Below are 16182 nucleotides of genomic sequence, written 5' to 3'. Positions count from 1 at the left end.
CTGTCCGGGTGGTTCTGTGACGCGCGTTCTCGTCGTCGACAACTACGACAGCTTCGTCTACAACCTGGTCCAGTATCTCGCCCAGCTCGGAGCCGAGGTGGTGGTGCGCCGCAACGACGAGGTGTCCGCCGCCGACCTCGACGGCCTCGGCGTCGACGGGGTGCTGATCTCCCCCGGCCCGGGCGACCCCGACGACGCGGGTTCCTCGCTGGCCGTCGCGCAGGCCGCCGCCGACCGCGCGCTGCCGCTGCTGGGCGTGTGCCTGGGGCACCAGGTGATCGGTCAGCTGTTCGGTGCACCGATCGTGCGTGCCCCGGAGCTGCTGCACGGTAAGACGAGCGACGTGGTGCACGACGGGACGGGCGTGCTGGCGGGGTTGCCGTCACCGTTCACCGCGACGCGGTACCACTCGCTGACCGTGCCGGAGGACGCGTTGGACCCCGAGATCGTGGTGACGGGCCGCACCGCGTCGGGCGTCGTCATGGCCCTGCGGCACGCGACACTGCCGGTCGAGGGCGTGCAGTTCCACCCGGAGTCGGTGCTCACGCAGCACGGACACCGTATCGTCGGCAACTGGCTGCGCCGGTGCGGGACGACGGTGGACGACGCGCTGGTGACGCGGCTCGGCGACGAGGTCGCCGCGCTGCAGGCCACGGCGTTCGCGACGGCCTGAGACATCCCCTGCGTCGATCAACACGCAACATGCCGGGCTGCAGGCCTGCGGACTGCGAGTTGATCAAACGGCGTCGGCCGCCGCGTGACGAACGTCAGGCCTGGGCCGCCTTCGCTGCGGCTTTGGCCTGTTGCTTGGTGGCGCGCACCTTGAGCAGCGAGGCGTCGTCGACGACGTCGGCCACCGAGCGGAACGCGCCGCTGTCGCCGTAGGCACCGGTGGCCTCGCGCCACCCGGACGGGTGGACCCCGAACTGCTTGCCGAGCAGGGCCGCGAAGATGCGGGCCTTCTGCTCGCCGAACCCGGGCAGGCGACCGATCCGCGCGACGAGGTCCGCCCCGTCGCCCGCCTGCGTCCAGACGTTCTCGGCCCGCCCGTCGAACTGCTCGACGAGGACGCGGGCCAGGGCCTGGACCCGCTTGGCCATGGCCGCGGGGAAGCGGTGCAGCGCCGGCGGCGTGCGGAACAGCTCCTCGAAGGCGGCGGGGTCGTGCTCGGCGATGGCGGTGGCATCCAGGGACGAGCCGCCACCGAGGCGCTCGAGCAGCACCGACGGTGAGGTGAAGGCCTTCTCCATCGGGATCTGCTGGTCCAGCAGCATGCCCACGAGCAGGGCGAGCGGGTCGTGCTCGAGCAGCGCGTTCCCGGAGGTGGTGGTGGCGAGGTGCATGGCCGCGATCCCACCACAGGACCATGGGCGCACCCAACACCCTGCGTCGCCTGCGGTGACGTTCAGTCGCTACTTCGTTGCATTGCCTAACACAAAACTTACAGTTATTCTTCGGGTCTCGTTTCTCAAAGGGAGGTGACCCGATGACCGCCACCCTGGTACGGGCGGAACCGGTCGCCGGCCTCGATCGCCTGGCCCACATCACCTCCGAGCTCCTGGACGCGCCGGTCGTGCTGGTCAGCGTCATCGACGAGCACCACCACGCCGTCCTCGGCGGCGACGGGTTGCCGCCACGGCTCGCTCGGCACCGGACAGTCCCGTTGTCGCTGTCCGTGTGCCGGGAGGTCGTCCGTGACGGGTGCCCGCTGGTCATCGACGACGTGCGGCGGGAGCCGCGCTGGTACGACCACCCCGGCGTGCTCGAGTTCGGCATCGCGGCCTACGCCGGGTTCCCGCTGACCGACTCGCAGGGTCACGTCATCGGCACCCTGTGCGCCATCGACCACGCACCCCGCCGCTGGACCCACCGCGAGCTCGGGCTGCTCGACGATCTCGCGCGGCAGTGTGCGCGTGACCTGGCCCTGCACGAGCTGACGCACCGCCCGGCCGCGGTCGGGGAGTCGGCGCAGGACGCGTCCCGGCACTCCCGGGTCCTGCTCGCGTTGAGCGAGACGCTCTCGGACACCCTCAGCATGGCCGACGTCGCGGCGGCGGTGGCCCGGGCGGCCGAGACCGGCCTCGGGTGCCGGCACGCGGGCATCTGGCACCGGCCCGATCGCAATCATGCGAGCCTGCACAGCGTCCGGGACCCCGGCGCGAGCTGGGAGCGCCTGGAGGAGTTGTCGCAACTCCCGGTGGCCGGTGCCCACCCCGTCGCCGAGGTGTACCGCACCGGCCAGGCCGTGTTCCTGCCCGACGAGGCGGCGGTGAGCGCGTCACGGGCCGGGTATCCGGGCGGTGACCCGCTCGACCGGTCGGCCGCGGCCGTCCCGCTGGTCGTCGGCGACACGACCATCGGCGTGCTCGCGCTCACCTGGCCGGACGAAGTACGTGTGGACGACGACCTGCGCACCACTGTCGCCGCCCTCGCCCTCTATGCGGGGCAGGCCGTGCACCGCGCGAGCCTGCTCGACGAGCGGATGAGCGCGGCCAGCACCATGCAGCGGGCCCTGCTGACCGCGCTGCCCTCCCCGGCCGGGCTCGAGCTCGGCGCGCGCTACCGCACCGCGGCCGCGAACGACCAGGTCGGCGGCGACTGGTACGACGCGACCGTGCTCGCTGACGACAGCGTGACCCTGATGATCGGCGACGTGATGGGTCACGACATCCGCGCCGCGGCCGCCATGGGTCAGCTCCGCAGCATGCTGCGCGCGCTCGGCTGGGCGCTGGACGACGCGCCGTCGGTCAACGTCGCTCGTCTGGACCGCGCTGCGAAGGACCTGCAGGTGGCCACCCTCGCGTCACTGGTGTACGCCCGCCTGGACCGTCCCGATCCGTCCACCGGGCGCCGTCGCCTGCGCTGGACGAACGCCGGGCACCTGCCGCCCCTGCTCGTCGACCGGCGGGGCCACTGCCGCGTGCTGGGCACCGCGGGCCCGGCCGATCCCGTCCTCGGTGTCCTGCCCGAGTTCGTCCGCCACGACCACGAGGTCGAGCTGCGCCAAGGCGACACGGTGCTGCTGTACACCGATGGGCTCATCGAGCAGCGCGGCGAGAGCCTCGAGGACGGTGTCCGTCGGCTCCGTGGCGCGCTGGAGCGCCACCACGCCCGCCCCGTCGGGGAGCTGCTCGATTCGGTGCTCGGCGACGTGGTGGGCGTGTCCCGGGCCGACGACGTCGCCGTTCTCGCCGTGCGGGTGGCCTAGCGGCCCGGTCGTCTCGAGCGTGCGCCGCTCGCCCCGGTGGGAAGGCTGCCCGGGTGACCATCTCGCGACGCTGGCTGTTCGGCGACCAGCTCGGCCCACACTTCCTCGACGCCCCCGACCAACCGGTCCTGATGATCGAGTCGCGCGCGGTCTTCACGCGGCGGGCGTACCACCGCCAGAAGGCGCACCTCGTGCTCTCGGCCATGCGCCACCGCGCCGCCGAGCTGGGTGACCAGTGCACCTACGTCCGCGCCGACACCTACCGTGAGGCACTGCGCGAGGTGACGGACGAGCTCACCGTGTGCCAGCCGACCTCGCACGCCGCCGACGACTTCGTCCGCGGTCTCGACGGGGTCGAGGTGCTCGAGCCGCGCGGGTACGCGACGTCGCTGGCGGACTTCGCGACCTGGGCGGACGGACGCGGCCGCAAGCGGATGCTCATGGAGGACTTCTACCGCGACAGCCGGCGGCGGCTCGGCGTGCTCATGGACGGCTCGGAACCGGCCGGCGGCAAGTGGAACTTCGACGCCGACAACCGCGAGCCGCCACCGAAGACGCCGACCCTCGGCGTGGACGAGCCGTGGTGGCCGGACGAGGACGAGATCGACGAGCAGGTACGCGCCGACCTCGACGCCTGGGAGTCGGACGGCGACGTGACGTTCCTCGGCGCCGACGGACCGCGGCGGTTCGCGGTCACCCACACCGAGGCCCTGCACGCCTTGGGTGACTTCGTCGAGCACCGCCTGCCGAGCTTCGGCGCCCAGGAGGACGCGATCCTGTCCGCGGATCCGTGGATGGCGCACTCGCTGCTGTCGGCGGTGATGAACCTGGGGCTGCTCGACCCCGTCGAGGTCGCGCACCGGGCCGAGGAGGCGTACCGCGCCGGCGACGCGCCGATCGCGTCGACGGAGGGGTTCGTCCGGCAGGTCATCGGCTGGCGCGACTACGTCTGGCACCTCTACTGGCAGCAGCCGCGCAACTATCGCCGTCGCAACGAACTGGGCGCCACCGCGTCGCTGCCGAAGTGGTTCGCCGAGCTGCAGCACGAGTCGGTCGACGCCGCGTGCCTCTCGCACACCCTGCAGGACGTGGCCGAGCACGGGTGGGTGCACCACATCCCGCGGTTGATGGTGCTCGGCAACTACGCGATGCAGCGCGGCTGGCGGCCGAGCCAGGTCACCGACTGGTTCCACCGCGCGTTCGTCGACGGCTACGACTGGGTGATGGTGCCCAACGTCGTCGGCATGTCGCAGTACGCCGACGGTGGGGTGATGGCGACCAAGCCCTACGCCGGTGGCGGCGCCTACATCGACCGGATGAGCGATTACTGCGGCGACTGTCGCTACAACCCCAAGGTGCGGGTGGGCGAGTACGCGTGTCCGTTCACGGCCGGGTACTGGGCCTTCCTGGAGCGCAACCGCGAGGCGCTGCAGGGCAACCAGCGCATCGCCCGCGCGGTTCACGGGCTCGACCGGCTCAAGGACCTCGACGAGCTGGTGGTGCAGGAGCGCGACCGCGGCTCGCGCGCACCGTGACCGAGCCGGCGCGGGTCGCGGTGGTGGCGGCGGCGATCGTGGCGGACGGGCGGGTGCTGGCCGCGCGCCGGTCGCGGCCGGCGGCGCTCGCCGGGCGGTGGGAGTTCCCGGGCGGCAAGCGCGAGCCCGGGGAGGACGACGTGCAGGCGCTCGTCCGCGAGTGCCGTGAGGAGCTGGGCATCACCGTCTCGGTCGGAGCACGGCTCGGGTCCGGACGCGACGGCGACGTCGACCTGGCGCTGTATCTCGCCGTCGTCGAGCGAGGGACGCCCGCGGCGGGCGAGGACCACGACGAGCTGCGCTGGCTGGACGACACCACTCTGTCTTTGGTGGACTGGCTGCCCGTGGACGCCGCCCTGCTCGACGCGGTCCGCCCTGCCTTGCGGTGAGCACCGCGCCGGGGCACGGTGTGTCCAGTCGATGACGGGGGTCAGGCAGATGAGCAGTGGGACGACGGTCGAGACGATCAGCTTCGACAGCCACGGCACGCGGTGCGAGGCGAGCTACCTGAAGGCGGTCAACGACGCGCTGACGACCTCGCGCGGGCGGCCCTGCGTCGTCATGGCGCACGGCTTCGGCGGCACCCGCGACACCGGGCTGCTGCCGTTCGCCGAGCACTTCGCCGCGGCCGGCGCCGACGTGCTCGTCTTCGACTACCGCGGTTTCGGCACGTCGGACGGGCAGCTGCGCCAAGACGTCGATCACCGGCGGCACCGCGAGGACTACCACGCCGCCATCGCCGCGGCGAGGGGTCGGCGCGGCGTCGACCCGGACCGGATCGCGATCTGGGGCAGCTCCTACTCGGGCGGCCACGTCATCGCCGTCGCCGCTAAGGACCAGCGCGTGGCCGCGGTCATCAGCCAGGGCGCGGCGATGGACGGGTTGGCCGCGTTGCTCATGGTGCGCGAGGAGAGCGGCATCGGGAAGACAGTGGCACTCACCCGTGCCGGCCTGCGCGACGCCCGCCGGGCCGTGACCCGACGCTCGCCGGCCTACGTGCCGATCGTCGGGCCGCCCGGCTCCGCCGCGGTGCTGTCGGCCCCCGGCGCCGAGGAGGGCTACGCGGCCATCACCGGACCCACCTTCCGCAACGAGATGTGCGCGCGGGGTGTGCTGCGGATCGCCGCCAACCGCCCGGTGACCGCCGCTGCCGACGTGTCATGCCCGCTGCTGCTCGTCGTCGCCGAGCGCGACAACATCGCCCCGGTCAGCGCGGTGCGCAAGGTGGCCGAGAAGGCGCCGCGCGCGGAGACGATCGCCTTCCCGGTCGGCCACTTCGACATCTACACCGGCGAGCCGTTCGAGAAGTCGGTGGCCGCGCAGGTCGAGTTCCTGCGCCGCGTCCTCGCCGGCTGAGCTCACCCGCCCGTTCCAGCCGGACGGTATGCAGACACGCGGGTCACAGCCCGCGCGTCTGCCTACCGTCGTCGGGACCGTCAGTCGAGCGGGCCCGCCAGCGCCGACTCGGCCGCCCGCACGGCGGCCCCGCTCGCGACGAACGCCACGGCCGCCTCGATCTCGGGCGCCAGGTAGCGGTCGGGGCCGGGCCCGGGAACCTGCTCGCGCAGGGCCCGCACCACGGCACCCGTGGCCGGCCCGGGCTCGAGCGGGGCCCGCAGGTCGAGCGCGCGGGCGGCGGTGAGCAGCTCGATCGCGAGCACGCGGGTCAGCGCGTCCACGCTGCGCCGCAGCTTGCGGGCCGCCGACCACCCCATCGAGACGTGGTCCTCCTGCATGGCGCTGGACGGGATCGAGTCGACGCTCGCCGGCACCGCCAGCCGCTTGAGCTCGCTCACCAGGGCGGCCTGGGTGTACTGGGCGATCATGTGCCCCGAGTCGACGCCCGGGTCGGCGGCGAGGAACGGCGGCAGCCCGCGCGAGCGCGCGACGTCGAGCATGCGGTCGGTGCGCCGCTCGCTGATGCTCGCCACGTCCGCGGCGGGGATGGCGAGGAAGTCCAGGACGTACGCGACCGGCGCCCCGTGGAAGTTGCCGTTGCTCTCGACCCGGCCGTCCAGGGTGACGACGGGGTTGTCGACGGCGGAGGCGAGCTCGTACCCGGCCACCCGGCGGGCGTGGGCCAGGGTGTCGCGGGCGGCACCGGCCACCTGCGGCGCGCACCGCATCGAGTAGGCGTCCTGGACGTACACGCAGTCCGGGCCGGCGTGGCTGGCCATGATCGGTGAGCCGGCGAGCAGGGCCCGCATGTTGGCAGCCGCGACCGACTGGCCGGGCTGCGGGCGCAGCGCCTGCAGGTCCGCCGCGAACACGTGGTCGGTGCCGAGCAACGCCTCGACGCTCATCGCCGCGGTGAGGTCGGCCGTGCGCAGCAACAGGTCCAGGTCCGTGCACGCGAGCAGCAGCTGGCCGAGCATGCCGTCGGTGCCGTTGATGAGGGCCAGGCCCTCCTTCTCGGCGAGCCGGACCGGCTCCAGGCCGGCCGAGGCAAGGGCGTCGGCGGCGGGCTGCTCGACCCCGTCCAGGTCGCGGACCGTGCCCTCACCGGTCAGGGCCAGGGCGACGTGCGCCAGGGGTGCGAGGTCGCCGGAACAGCCCAGCGACCCGAACTCGCGCACCACGGGGGTGATGCCGGCGTCGAGCATGCCGGCCAGGGTCGCCGCGGTCTGCGGGCGCACGCCGGTGCGACCGGTGGCCAGCGTCGACAGGCGCAGCAGCATCAGCGCGCGCACGACCTCGCGCTCGACCTCGGGGCCGCTGCCGGCGGCGTGCGAACGGATCAGCGACTGCTGCAGCAGCGCTCGCTGGTCCGGCGGGATGTGCTTCATGGCCAGGGCGCCGAACCCGGTGGAGATGCCGTAGTGCGGCTCGACGTCGTCGGCCAACGCCTCCACGACGCCGCGCGTGGCCGCAATCGCCTGCTGCGCCCCGTCGGTGAGCTCGACGCCGGCGCCGAAGCGGGCGACGGCAACGAGGTCGGCCTCGCCGACCGGTCCGGTGCCGACGGCGATGCGCGAGGCGGCAGACAATGCGGGGGACGTCGGGACGTCGTCAGTCATGCCGTCACTGTGCCGCGACCCGTGCGGGCGGGTCAGTCCGGGGTGGGCCGGGTCTGCGATCCCAGACTCTCGGCAGTGGTCGGTTCGGTCGACCGGTGGTCGCTCACACCTGACCACCCGTCCACCGAAATGACCACCCGGTGCCTGGGTACGTTCGCAGGATGCGTGCAGTCGTGATCACCGAGCCCGGCGGACCCGAGGTCCTCCAGGTGCAGGACGTCCCCGACCCGACCCCGAAGCCGGACGAGGTGATCGTGCAGGTGGCGGCCGCCGGGCTGAACCGGGCCGACCTGCTGCAGCGCCAGGGCTTCTACCCGCCGCCGCCCGGTGCGTCGGAGTACCTGGGCATGGAGGTCTCCGGAACCGTTGCCGAGGTCGGCGACGAGGTGGCCGGCTGGAACGTCGGCGACCGCGTCTGCGCGCTGCTCGCCGGTGGTGGCTACGCCGAGCGCGTCGCGGTGCCGGTCGGGCAGCTGATGGCCGTGCCCAGCGGCGTCGACCTGGTCGCCGCGGCTGCGCTGCCCGAGGTCACCTGCACGGTGTGGTCGATGGTCTTCGGCGCCGCCGCCGGCCGGCTGCAGCCCGGCGAGTCGTTGCTCGTCCACGGCGGTTCCAGCGGCATCGGGACGATGGCCGTCCAGCTCGCTACCGGTCGTGGCTCCCGCGTGTTCGTCACCGCCGGCTCGCAGGCCAAGCTCGACGTCTGCCGGGACCTGGGCGCCGACGTGGGGATCAACTACCGCAACGAGGACTTCGTCGAGCGCGTCAAAGCCGAGACGGACGGCGCCGGCGTCGACGTCATCCTGGACAACATGGGTGCGTCCTACCTCGCCCGCAACATCGAGGCGTTGGCCACCGACGGGCGGCTCGTCGTGCTGGGCATGCAGGGCGGCGCGAAGGGCGAGCTGAACCTGGGTGCCCTGCTGACCAAGCGGGCGACGGTGCACGCCGCCGGCCTGCGCGCCCGCCCCGCCCAGCAGAAGGCGGCCATCGTGGCCGAGGCGCAGAACGCGATCTGGCCGATGATCGAGGCCGGCACGGTGCGTCCCGTCGTCGACTCGGTGCTGCCGCTCGAGGACGCCGGACGGGCGCACCAGCTCATGGACGACAGTGGCCACATCGGCAAGATCCTGCTGCAGCTCTGAGCACCGCGGGCCGGCCGGACGTGCCGCGCCCGGGTCGTCGGACCCGCTACTGCGTCAGGCGGCAAACGGCCTCGACCAGCTGGCGTACCTCGGCGCTCGACGTGTGAGCCATCAGCCCGACGAACGACGCCCCACCCAGCTCGTCGGCGCCCACGGCCCGCAGCAGCTCGCGCATCCCGGCCGGCCCCGTCCACACCGACACCTCGTGTCGTTGCAGGAACGCCCCGACCTGCGACGGGGTGCGGTCGGCGATGGTGAACGCGGCCACCGGGAGCGCGCGTTCGGCGGCGCCGAGCACGGTGACGCCGGGCAGCGCGCGCAGTCCCGCGTCGAGCTCGCGGTGCAGCCCGCGCGTGTACTCGCCGGCCACGATCAGCGAGCGCGCCAACCGCTCGCGTCGGGTGCCCTGGGTGCTCTCTGCGAGGTCGGCCAGGTGCTCGACCGCGGCGGTGAACCCGTCGAGCAGTTCGGTCGGCAGGGGTGCGGTCTCGACGAGCGGCGGGTCGTCGCGGTGGCCCGGGCTCGCCGCCAGCTCGGCCAGCAGACCGGGACGGGTGACGAGCGCCGCGACGGTCGGGCCGCCGAAGGCCGGTGCAGCCACGGCCACCGCGTCGGCACCGAGCTCGCCGAGGTCGATGGGCAGGTAGGGCGGCGCCGCACCGGCGTCGACGACGACGAGCGCACCGTGGCCGTGGGCGAGGTCGGCGATGGCCCGGACGTCGGGGACGGTGCCGGTGGCGGGATTGCCGAGCGCGACCGTGACGACCCGGGTGCGACGACCGAGCAGCGTCTCGTACTGCCAGGCCGGCACCTCGCCGGTCTCCAGATCGACCTCGGCCCACCGCACGATCGCGCCGCGCGCCCGCGCCTGGCCCAGCCAGGGGTCGGCTGCGGCGTCGGAGTCGAGACGGCTGAGCACGACCTCGTCGCCGAGCTGCCAGTCACCGCCCGCCAGCGCCGCGAACCGGGTAAGCAGCGAGAGCAGGTCCGACCCCAGCACCACGTCCCCGGACCGGGCACCGACGAGGTCCGCGGCCGCGTGACGGGCCCGCGCCACGCGCTCGGCGGCCTGCTGCGAGCGGATCGAGCGGGACCCGGGTTGGCTGGGTGCCGAGCGGAGGGTGGCAATGACGGCCCGGATGACGGACTCGGGCTGCAGCGCCGCGAACGAACCGTCGAGGTGGGCGGTGCGGGTGGCCAGGGTCGGATACAGCCCGCGGACTCGCGCCACGTCCACGCCGATCACCTGCACGTCCGCCCCCCGGGATCCGTCCTCGATGTTGCTGCCCGCAGTGGCCCGGGCAGACTGGATCGGTGAGTGAATCCCCCGACGACAACGCCGCCCAAACCGACGAACATGACATCGACGAGATTACGGCCCAGGTCGAGCAACCGGCCAAGGTGATGCGAATCGGCACGATGATCAAGCAGCTGCTCGAGGAAGTCCGGGCCGCACCGCTCGACGAGGCGGGCCGCCGTCGGCTGCGCGAGATCCACGAGACGTCCATCCACGAGCTCGAGGACGGGCTGGCGCCGGAGCTGCGCGAGGAGCTGCGGCGCCTGAGCCTGCCGTTCGGCGGGGACGTTCCCTCCGAGGCCGAGCTGCGCATCGCCCAGGCCCAACTGGTCGGCTGGCTCGAGGGGTTGTTCCACGGCATCCAGACTGCGCTGTACGCCCAACAGGCCGCGGCACGCGCGCAGCTCGAGGAGATGCGCCGCCGTGCCCTGCCCGGGGGTCCGGGCAGCGGGCAGGTCATCGTCGGCCCCGGCGGGCAGATGATCATGCCGCCGGGTGCGGGGCTCGGTGGCCCGGGCGAGGAACGCGAGCCGGGTGACGGCCGGGGCACCGGCCAGTACCTCTGACCGGGCACGGCAGGGCTCGGTGACGGTGGGCAACGCCGTACGCGATCTCGTGCTGGTCCGCGGGCCGGACGAGCGGGCCGTCGTCACGCTCGACGCCGACGGCACCCGCGAGGAATGGACGTTCGACCGGCTCGGCCGCGCGGCCGGCGCCTTCGCCGCCACCCTGGCCGACCACGGCGTCGACCGTGGCACCGTCGTGCTCACGCTCGTCGGCAGCCGCATCGAGTACGTCCTGACCATCCTGGCCGGGCTGTGGCTGGGCGCGCCCGTCCTGCCCTGCAGCGAGCAGCTGCGCCCGAAGGACATCGCGTTGCGGCTCGAACGGGCGCGGCCCGGCGCGATCGTCTGCGACCCACGAAATCGAGCGGTCCTGGACGCCGCCGGTCCCTCGTGCCCGGTGCTGGCTCCCGACCCGGCGCAGTGGGCCGGCGACGCCGCACCGCCGTTCGCCGAGCTCGGCGACCTGGATCCGGCGTTCGTGCTGTTCACCTCGGGCACCAGCGGAGAGCCGAAGCTGGTCACCCACGGGCAGCGGTACGTCACCGGACAGCAGCTGCAGGCGACGCAGTGGATGGCGGCCCGGCCCGGCGAGCTGGTGTGGTCGACCGCCGCGCCCGGCTGGTCGAAGGCGGCCCGCAACAGCTTCCTGGCGCCGTGGTTCGGCGCTGCCGCCGCCCTGTTGCAGGACACCCGTTTCGACGCCGCGCAGCGCCTGGCCACCATCCGGGCCGAGGGCGTCGACGTGTTGTGCATGGCGCCCACCGAGTACCGCCTGATCGCGGCGGCCGGCCCGATCGATCCGCTGCCGACGCTGCGTCGCGCGGTCACCGCGGGCGAGCCGCTCGGCGTCCCCGCCTTCGAGGCCTGGCGTACGCAGACCGGGCTCGAGATCTCCGACGGCTACGGGCAGACCGAGACCGGGCAGATCACCGGCGTACGCCCGGGCGAGACCGCGCCGCCCGGCTCGATGGGCCGCGCCCTGCCCGGCATCGACGTCGAGATCGTCGACGGTGAGCTGACCCTCGACCCGGCCACGGTCCCGACCTTCTTCCTGGGCTACGACGGCGCCCCCGTGCCGGCCGGCCGCTGGCACACGGGAGACCAGGTCCGGCAGGACGCCGACGGCTGGCTGTTCTTCGAGTCGCGCGCCGACGACGTGATCATCAGCGCCGGTTACCGGATCGGGCCCACCGAGGTCGAGTCGGCGCTGCAGTCGCACCCGGCGGTGCGCGAGTGCGCTGTGCTCGGTGTGCCCGACGCCGCCCGCGGGTCCGTGGTGGGTGCGGCGGTGGTGGTGAAGGACGACGTCGAGGCCGACGACGCGCTGGTGGCCGAGCTGCAGGCACACGTCCGGGCCGAGACCGCGCCGTACAAGTACCCCCGTCGGGTGTGGTTCGTCGACGAGCTGCCCAAGACCACCAGCGGCAAGATCCACCGGGCGGCACTCCGTCCGCCGCCACCAACCTGATGCGCGCCCTCTTACCGCGGCCGGCGGTGTCTGGCGTCTGATAGGACGGGTCGTAGCTGACGTCACCACTGGCTGTCGGCGGCGCTTGTGCCTTGCACGCATGTTCGCAACGGCCCTCGGGCACGGCTGACAACGGCCCCGCGGCGGGGGTTGCAAGGGTGCTTGCAGACCTCAAGCGCCGCGCGAGGTGGGTGAAACACCGCCCACGTCAGGACGAGCGGCGCAGCTTCGCGTCCTGGGCGCGGGCCACGTCGCGGGCGATCGTGGCCGGCTGGGCGACGACCGAGCTCACGATGACGCTGACCGCAACCTCGCCGTCGGCGAAGTAGACACCCCGCTGGGCCGCGCCGTCACCCTTGGCGCGCCCGGCGACCTCGCGGCCGTGGGTGCCCAGCCCGACGGGCGTCGACGTCGGTGCGTCGCGCAGGCCGGCCGTTGCGGACGCCACCGCGTCGTCCACCCGCGCGCGGGCGGCCACCGGACTGCTCGTCGCGACCAGGGTGACCGTCACCTGGCTCGCGACGTCCGAGCTGTGCAGCCCGGAGTCGGTGAAACCGGCGCGGTTGAAGTACGCGGTGGCCGTCGCCGCACCCGGTTGCTCCTCGCCGTCGGGTCGCGTCGTGGTGTAGCCCTGCAGGTCGACGTCGCGCGCAGTGACGAGCAGCTTGATCAACGCCGGCACCCGGTAGGCCGGCCGGGTGTCGTTCGACGACGAGCAGGCCGGCAGGACCAGCAGCGCACCCGGCAGCAGCGCCGTGACGAGCGCTGCCCTGCGCATCAGCCCAGGATGCGTTCGATGAGGTCGGCGACGGCGTCGTCGTCGTTGCGCCCCACGGTGGTCCGGGCGGCGGCCCGCGCCGAGGCGTGTCCGTTGGCCACGGCGAAGGAGTGACCGGCCCACTCGAGCATCGGGATGTCGTTGGGCATGTCGCCGACGGCCAGGATGTCCTCGCGGCGCACGCCGTGCCGCGTCGCCAGCTCGGCGAGACCGGTGGCCTTGGTGACACCGGCTGACGCGATCTCGAGCAGCCCGAACGACGAGGAGTGGGTGATGCTCGCGCGCGTGCCCAGCAGCTCGGTGGCGGCAGCCAGGAAACGGTCGGGCTTCTCCGCGCGCTCCTTGGCCAGCAGCTTGATGCCGGGCTCGCCCGTGATGTCGGCCAGCGCGCCGGTACGCGGCGCGGGGATGGGTCGGCCCTGCCGGTCCAGGCGGGGGTTGACCCGCCAGTCGTGGACGTAGCCCGGCTCGGCGGCGAACCCGTTCGCGTACTCGACGGCGAAGGTGACGTCCGGGAACTCGGCCCGCAGCTCGTCGCCGATCTCGCGCATCAGTTCCGGTGGCAAGGCGTGTACCGACAGCAGCGTCTGGTCGGCCATGTCGTAGAGCACCGCGCCGTTCGCGCCGACGGCGACGCCGACGTGCCCGGTCTCGTCGATGACGTCGTCCAGCCAGCGCGGCGGGCGACCGGTGACGAACGCGACGACCAGGCCCGCCTCGGCCGCGGCGCGCAGGGCCGCCCGGGTGCGGTCGGAGACGGTGTCGTCGCTGCGCAGCAGGGTGCCGTCGAGGTCGGTGGCGACGAGTCGGATGCCTGCGCCGGACAGCTCCGCCGTCTCTGCCGCGGTCATCGGGGGGTCAACAGTTCGCGCCCGCCGAGCCAGGGACGCAGCGCGGCCGGCACGTACACCGAACCGTCGGGTTGCTGGTGGTGGTCGAGCAGGCAGGCGATGGTGCGCGCCGCCGCGCACAGCGTGCCGTTGAGCGTCGCGACCGGCGCCGTTCCGGCCTGCCCGCGGGTGCGGATGTTGAGCCGGCGGGACTGGAAGGTCGTGCAGTTGGACGTCGACGTCAGCTCGCGGTAGGCCTGCTGCGACGGGAACCAGGCCTCGATGTCGAACTTGCGGGCAGCGCTGGACCCGAGATCGCCCGCGGCGACGTCGATGACCCGGTACGCCAGTTCGAGGGAGTCCATGAACTCGCGTTCCCAGGCCAGCAGGCGCTGGTGCTCGTCCTGCGCGTCGTCGGGCGTCACATAGGAGAACATCTCCACCTTGTCGAACCAGTGCACGCGGATGATGCCCTTGGTGTCCTTGCCGTACGACCCGGCCTCCCGGCGGAAGCAGGAGCTGAAGCCGGCGTAGCGCAGGGGCAGCTGCGTGGGGTAGAGGATCTCGCCCTGGTGGTAACCGGCGAGCGCGACCTCGGAGGTGCCGACGAGGTACAGGTCGTCGCCCTTGTCGAGGTGGTAGACCTCGTCGGCGTGCGCACCGAGGAAGCCGGTGCCCTCCATGATCTCGGGCTTGACGAGCGACGGTGCGATGACGGGGGTGAACCCGGCCGCGGTGGCCTGCTGCATGGCGAGATTGACGAGCGCGAACTCGAGCTGGGCGCCGACCCCGGTGAGGAAGTAGAACCGCGCTCCGCTGACCTTCGCGCCCCGCTCGGTGTCGATGGCCCCGAGTGCCGTACCGATCTCGAGGTGGTCGCGCGGCTCGTCCACGTGCGGGGGCGTGCCCACGGTCTCGAGGGTGACGAAGTCGTCCTCTCCCCCGGGCGGGACGCCGTCCTCGACGAGGTTGGCGACCGACAGCTGGGCGGCCCGCAGTTCCTGCTCGGCGGCCGTCGCCTCGGCGGCCGCCGACGCGACGCGGGCCGACAGCTCCTTGGCCTGCGCCTGGATCGCCGGACGCTCCTCGGGGGTCGCCCGTCCCACCTGCTTGCTGATGGTCTTCTGCTCGCCGCGCAGGGTGTCGGCCCGCGTGACGGCCGCGCGTCGCGCCTCGTCGGCGGCCAGCAGGGTGTCGACGACGCCCTCGTCGTCGCCGCGCAGGCGCTGCGAGGCCCGGACCCGCTCGGGGTCCTCGCGCACGGTCTTCAGGTCGATCACCCACTCAGGCTACTGACGCGCTGCTCGTCGGTTGTCCACAGGCCGCTCCGGGACGGGCCGGATCGATCTAGGGTCGGTCGGGAGCAGACGGAGGTGGTGGCGGTGCCCGGGTACGACGTCGATCCCAGCGAGCTGTTTGCCGCCGAGGGTCAGGTGCACCAGGCCGCCGGCGAGGGGCGGGACGAGCTGGCCCGGCTCGAGACGTTGGCGAACGACCTGTTCGCCGCCGGCTGGCGCGGTGGGGCGGCGAGCGCGTTCCACGCCGGTTACGCCGAGTGGCACGCCGGGGCCGTCAGCATGCTGGCCGCGCTCGACACCCTCGCCGGCGCACTGGGTGACGCGGGGGTCGACTACGAGCGCGCCGAGACCGCCAACGCCACCGACCTGAACCGGATGGCGTCATGAGCAGCCGGCCGTCATGAGCAGCCGGCCGTCATGAGCAGCCGGCCGTCATGAGCGACGGGTCCGGCGCTTTCAGCGTCGACCTCGAGCAGCTCGAGGAACTGGTGGCCGCGCTCGCCCGCTTCGGTGACGCGCTGGAGTCGGTGCAGACGGATGTGCAGTCGCGCATGAACCGGGTGCACGCGGTGTGGCGCGGCGTGGCGGCCGAGGAACACGCCGCCGCCCACGACCGGTGGCGGGCGGGCAGCACCGACGCGCACGAGGCGCTGCGGACCATGCGCTCGATCGCGGCCACGGCGCACGCGAACTACGCGTCGGCGATCCGCGTCAACGGGGCGCTGTGGGCGCACTGACCCCGGCGTGGCCGGCGGCCGGTGGGCGGACGCCGGCCGCCGTGTCCGACGACGCCGTGTCGTCGGGTGCTCCGTTTACCGGGGCGACGTTCCCGGACCGGCAGTTCCCCGCGCACCCCTACCCGGGTGCCCGGCCGGACTGCTCGTTCGTCCACGACGACGGCATCGGGCGGGTGCTGACGTCGGACGCGGACGGGTGGCGGGTCGGGCGGGTGCCGCTCGACGACTGGCTGGTCGCCCGTGGTGCGCTGCCGACGGTGGGCCGGCACCCGGTCCTGGCCTACGGCTCCAACGCCTGCCCGT

At 73.3% G+C, this 16182-nt stretch carries 16 protein-coding genes and 1 pseudogene; 11 read left to right on the top strand and 6 right to left on the bottom strand.

Features of this window, described 5'->3' with window-relative positions:
* The first annotated feature begins 16 nt into the window (after window positions 1–16).
* Window positions 17–673 carry an aminodeoxychorismate/anthranilate synthase component II gene (locus ACFFCA_RS10570; protein WP_375484515.1) on the top strand — a complete coding sequence of 219 codons (657 nt, stop codon included), beginning with the start codon at window positions 17–19 and terminating at the stop codon, window positions 671–673.
* Window positions 674–767: 94 nt separating this feature from the next.
* Here ACFFCA_RS10570 and ACFFCA_RS10565 read toward each other — a convergent pair whose 3' ends face one another.
* Window positions 768–1343, bottom strand: a complete 576-nt coding sequence (locus tag ACFFCA_RS10565; protein WP_375484513.1) for an HhH-GPD-type base excision DNA repair protein — start codon at window positions 1341–1343, stop codon at window positions 768–770.
* Window positions 1344–1486: 143 nt separating this feature from the next.
* On the opposite strand from ACFFCA_RS10565, the gene ACFFCA_RS10560 reads away from it, so the two are divergent.
* The 4 genes from ACFFCA_RS10560 to ACFFCA_RS10545 are packed head-to-tail and all read left to right on the top strand — an operon-like array spanning window position 1487 to window position 6099.
* Window positions 1487–3208: a GAF domain-containing SpoIIE family protein phosphatase gene (locus ACFFCA_RS10560; protein WP_375484511.1), complete on the top strand. Its 1722-nt coding sequence runs from the start codon at window positions 1487–1489 to the stop codon at window positions 3206–3208.
* 59 nt (window positions 3209–3267) lie between these two features.
* Complete coding sequence (locus ACFFCA_RS10555) at window positions 3268–4743, top strand: cryptochrome/photolyase family protein (protein ID WP_375484612.1); 1476 nt, start codon at window positions 3268–3270, stop codon at window positions 4741–4743.
* Entirely contained in the window at window positions 4740–5132 is a 393-nt protein-coding gene (locus ACFFCA_RS10550) for a (deoxy)nucleoside triphosphate pyrophosphohydrolase (protein WP_375484509.1), read from the top strand. The genes ACFFCA_RS10555 and ACFFCA_RS10550 overlap by 4 nt, the downstream gene beginning before the upstream one ends.
* A gap of 49 nt (window positions 5133–5181) precedes the next feature.
* Entirely contained in the window at window positions 5182–6099 is a 918-nt protein-coding gene (locus tag ACFFCA_RS10545) for an alpha/beta hydrolase (RefSeq protein ID WP_375484507.1), read from the top strand.
* Window positions 6100–6179: 80 nt separating this feature from the next.
* Here ACFFCA_RS10545 and hutH read toward each other — a convergent pair whose 3' ends face one another.
* Window positions 6180–7760 carry a histidine ammonia-lyase gene (gene hutH / locus ACFFCA_RS10540; protein ID WP_375484505.1) on the bottom strand — a complete coding sequence of 527 codons (1581 nt, stop codon included), beginning with the start codon at window positions 7758–7760 and terminating at the stop codon, window positions 6180–6182.
* A gap of 161 nt (window positions 7761–7921) precedes the next feature.
* Between hutH and ACFFCA_RS10535 the strand changes: the two genes are divergently transcribed.
* On the top strand, window positions 7922–8905 hold the full coding sequence (locus ACFFCA_RS10535) for an NAD(P)H-quinone oxidoreductase (RefSeq protein WP_375484503.1): 984 nt from the start codon (window positions 7922–7924) through the stop codon (window positions 8903–8905).
* Between the two features lie 46 nt (window positions 8906–8951).
* Here the strand turns inward: ACFFCA_RS10535 and ACFFCA_RS10530 are convergent, their stop codons facing one another.
* On the bottom strand, window positions 8952–10142 hold the full coding sequence (locus ACFFCA_RS10530; RefSeq protein WP_375484502.1) for an aminotransferase class V-fold PLP-dependent enzyme: 1191 nt from the start codon (window positions 10140–10142) through the stop codon (window positions 8952–8954).
* 77 nt (window positions 10143–10219) lie between these two features.
* Between ACFFCA_RS10530 and ACFFCA_RS10525 the strand changes: the two genes are divergently transcribed.
* Both ACFFCA_RS10525 and ACFFCA_RS10520 read left to right on the top strand, forming a co-directional pair.
* A complete protein-coding gene (locus ACFFCA_RS10525; RefSeq protein ID WP_375484500.1) occupies window positions 10220–10768 on the top strand; it encodes a bacterial proteasome activator family protein in 549 nt (182 codons plus the stop codon).
* Window positions 10769–10787: 19 nt separating this feature from the next.
* Window positions 10788–12236: an acyl-CoA synthetase gene (locus ACFFCA_RS10520; protein ID WP_375484498.1), complete on the top strand. Its 1449-nt coding sequence runs from the start codon at window positions 10788–10790 to the stop codon at window positions 12234–12236.
* A gap of 208 nt (window positions 12237–12444) precedes the next feature.
* Here the strand turns inward: ACFFCA_RS10520 and ACFFCA_RS10515 are convergent, their stop codons facing one another.
* From ACFFCA_RS10515 to serS, 3 genes are read right to left on the bottom strand one after another with little or no spacing between them, the layout of a single operon-like run.
* Complete coding sequence (locus ACFFCA_RS10515; protein WP_375484496.1) at window positions 12445–13014, bottom strand: hypothetical protein; 570 nt, start codon at window positions 13012–13014, stop codon at window positions 12445–12447.
* Window positions 13014–13865 (bottom strand): HAD family hydrolase, encoded by an 852-nt coding sequence (locus tag ACFFCA_RS10510; protein WP_375484494.1) that lies wholly within the window; start codon window positions 13863–13865, stop codon window positions 13014–13016. The genes ACFFCA_RS10515 and ACFFCA_RS10510 overlap by 1 nt, the downstream gene beginning before the upstream one ends.
* Window positions 13862–15124, bottom strand: coding sequence for a serine--tRNA ligase (serS, locus tag ACFFCA_RS10505; protein WP_375484492.1), 1263 nt, complete (start codon window positions 15122–15124; stop codon window positions 13862–13864). Before serS ends, ACFFCA_RS10510 begins: the two co-directional genes overlap by 4 nt.
* 102 nt (window positions 15125–15226) lie before the next feature.
* Between serS and ACFFCA_RS10500 the strand changes: the two genes are divergently transcribed.
* The 3 genes and pseudogenes from ACFFCA_RS10500 to ACFFCA_RS10490 form a co-directional block, all read left to right on the top strand.
* On the top strand, window positions 15227–15529 hold the full coding sequence (locus ACFFCA_RS10500) for a WXG100 family type VII secretion target (RefSeq protein ID WP_375484490.1): 303 nt from the start codon (window positions 15227–15229) through the stop codon (window positions 15527–15529).
* A 47-nt stretch (window positions 15530–15576) separates the two neighbouring features.
* Window positions 15577–15879 (top strand): WXG100 family type VII secretion target, encoded by a 303-nt coding sequence (locus ACFFCA_RS10495; protein ID WP_375484488.1) that lies wholly within the window; start codon window positions 15577–15579, stop codon window positions 15877–15879.
* A pseudogene (locus ACFFCA_RS10490) lies at window positions 15867–16182 on the top strand (hypothetical protein); the annotation flags it as partial. The gene ACFFCA_RS10495 and the pseudogene ACFFCA_RS10490, both read left to right, overlap by 13 nt.

The organism is uncultured Jatrophihabitans sp., assembly GCF_964252635.1.
GTDB lineage: Bacteria > Actinomycetota > Actinomycetes > Mycobacteriales > Jatrophihabitantaceae > Jatrophihabitans.
The sequence above is the reverse complement of the archived record's forward strand: the minus strand, read 5'-3'. Positions and strand labels throughout refer to the sequence as shown.

Excerpts from the sequence above, each read along its gene's own strand:
- ACFFCA_RS10565 (WP_375484513.1), bottom strand. The coding sequence starts at position 1,343 with ATGCACCTCGCCACCACCACCTCCGGGAACGCGCTGCTCGAGCACGAC.
- ACFFCA_RS10560 (WP_375484511.1), top strand. The coding sequence starts at position 1,487 with ATGACCGCCACCCTGGTACGGGCGGAACCGGTCGCCGGCCTCGATCGC.
- ACFFCA_RS10545 (WP_375484507.1), top strand. The coding sequence starts at position 5,182 with ATGAGCAGTGGGACGACGGTCGAGACGATCAGCTTCGACAGCCACGGC.
- hutH (WP_375484505.1), bottom strand. The coding sequence starts at position 7,760 with ATGACTGACGACGTCCCGACGTCCCCCGCATTGTCTGCCGCCTCGCGC.
- ACFFCA_RS10535 (WP_375484503.1), top strand. The coding sequence starts at position 7,922 with ATGCGTGCAGTCGTGATCACCGAGCCCGGCGGACCCGAGGTCCTCCAG.
- ACFFCA_RS10515 (WP_375484496.1), bottom strand. The coding sequence starts at position 13,014 with ATGCGCAGGGCAGCGCTCGTCACGGCGCTGCTGCCGGGTGCGCTGCTG.
- ACFFCA_RS10510 (WP_375484494.1), bottom strand. The coding sequence starts at position 13,865 with ATGACCGCGGCAGAGACGGCGGAGCTGTCCGGCGCAGGCATCCGACTC.
- ACFFCA_RS10495 (WP_375484488.1), top strand. The coding sequence starts at position 15,577 with ATGAGCGACGGGTCCGGCGCTTTCAGCGTCGACCTCGAGCAGCTCGAG.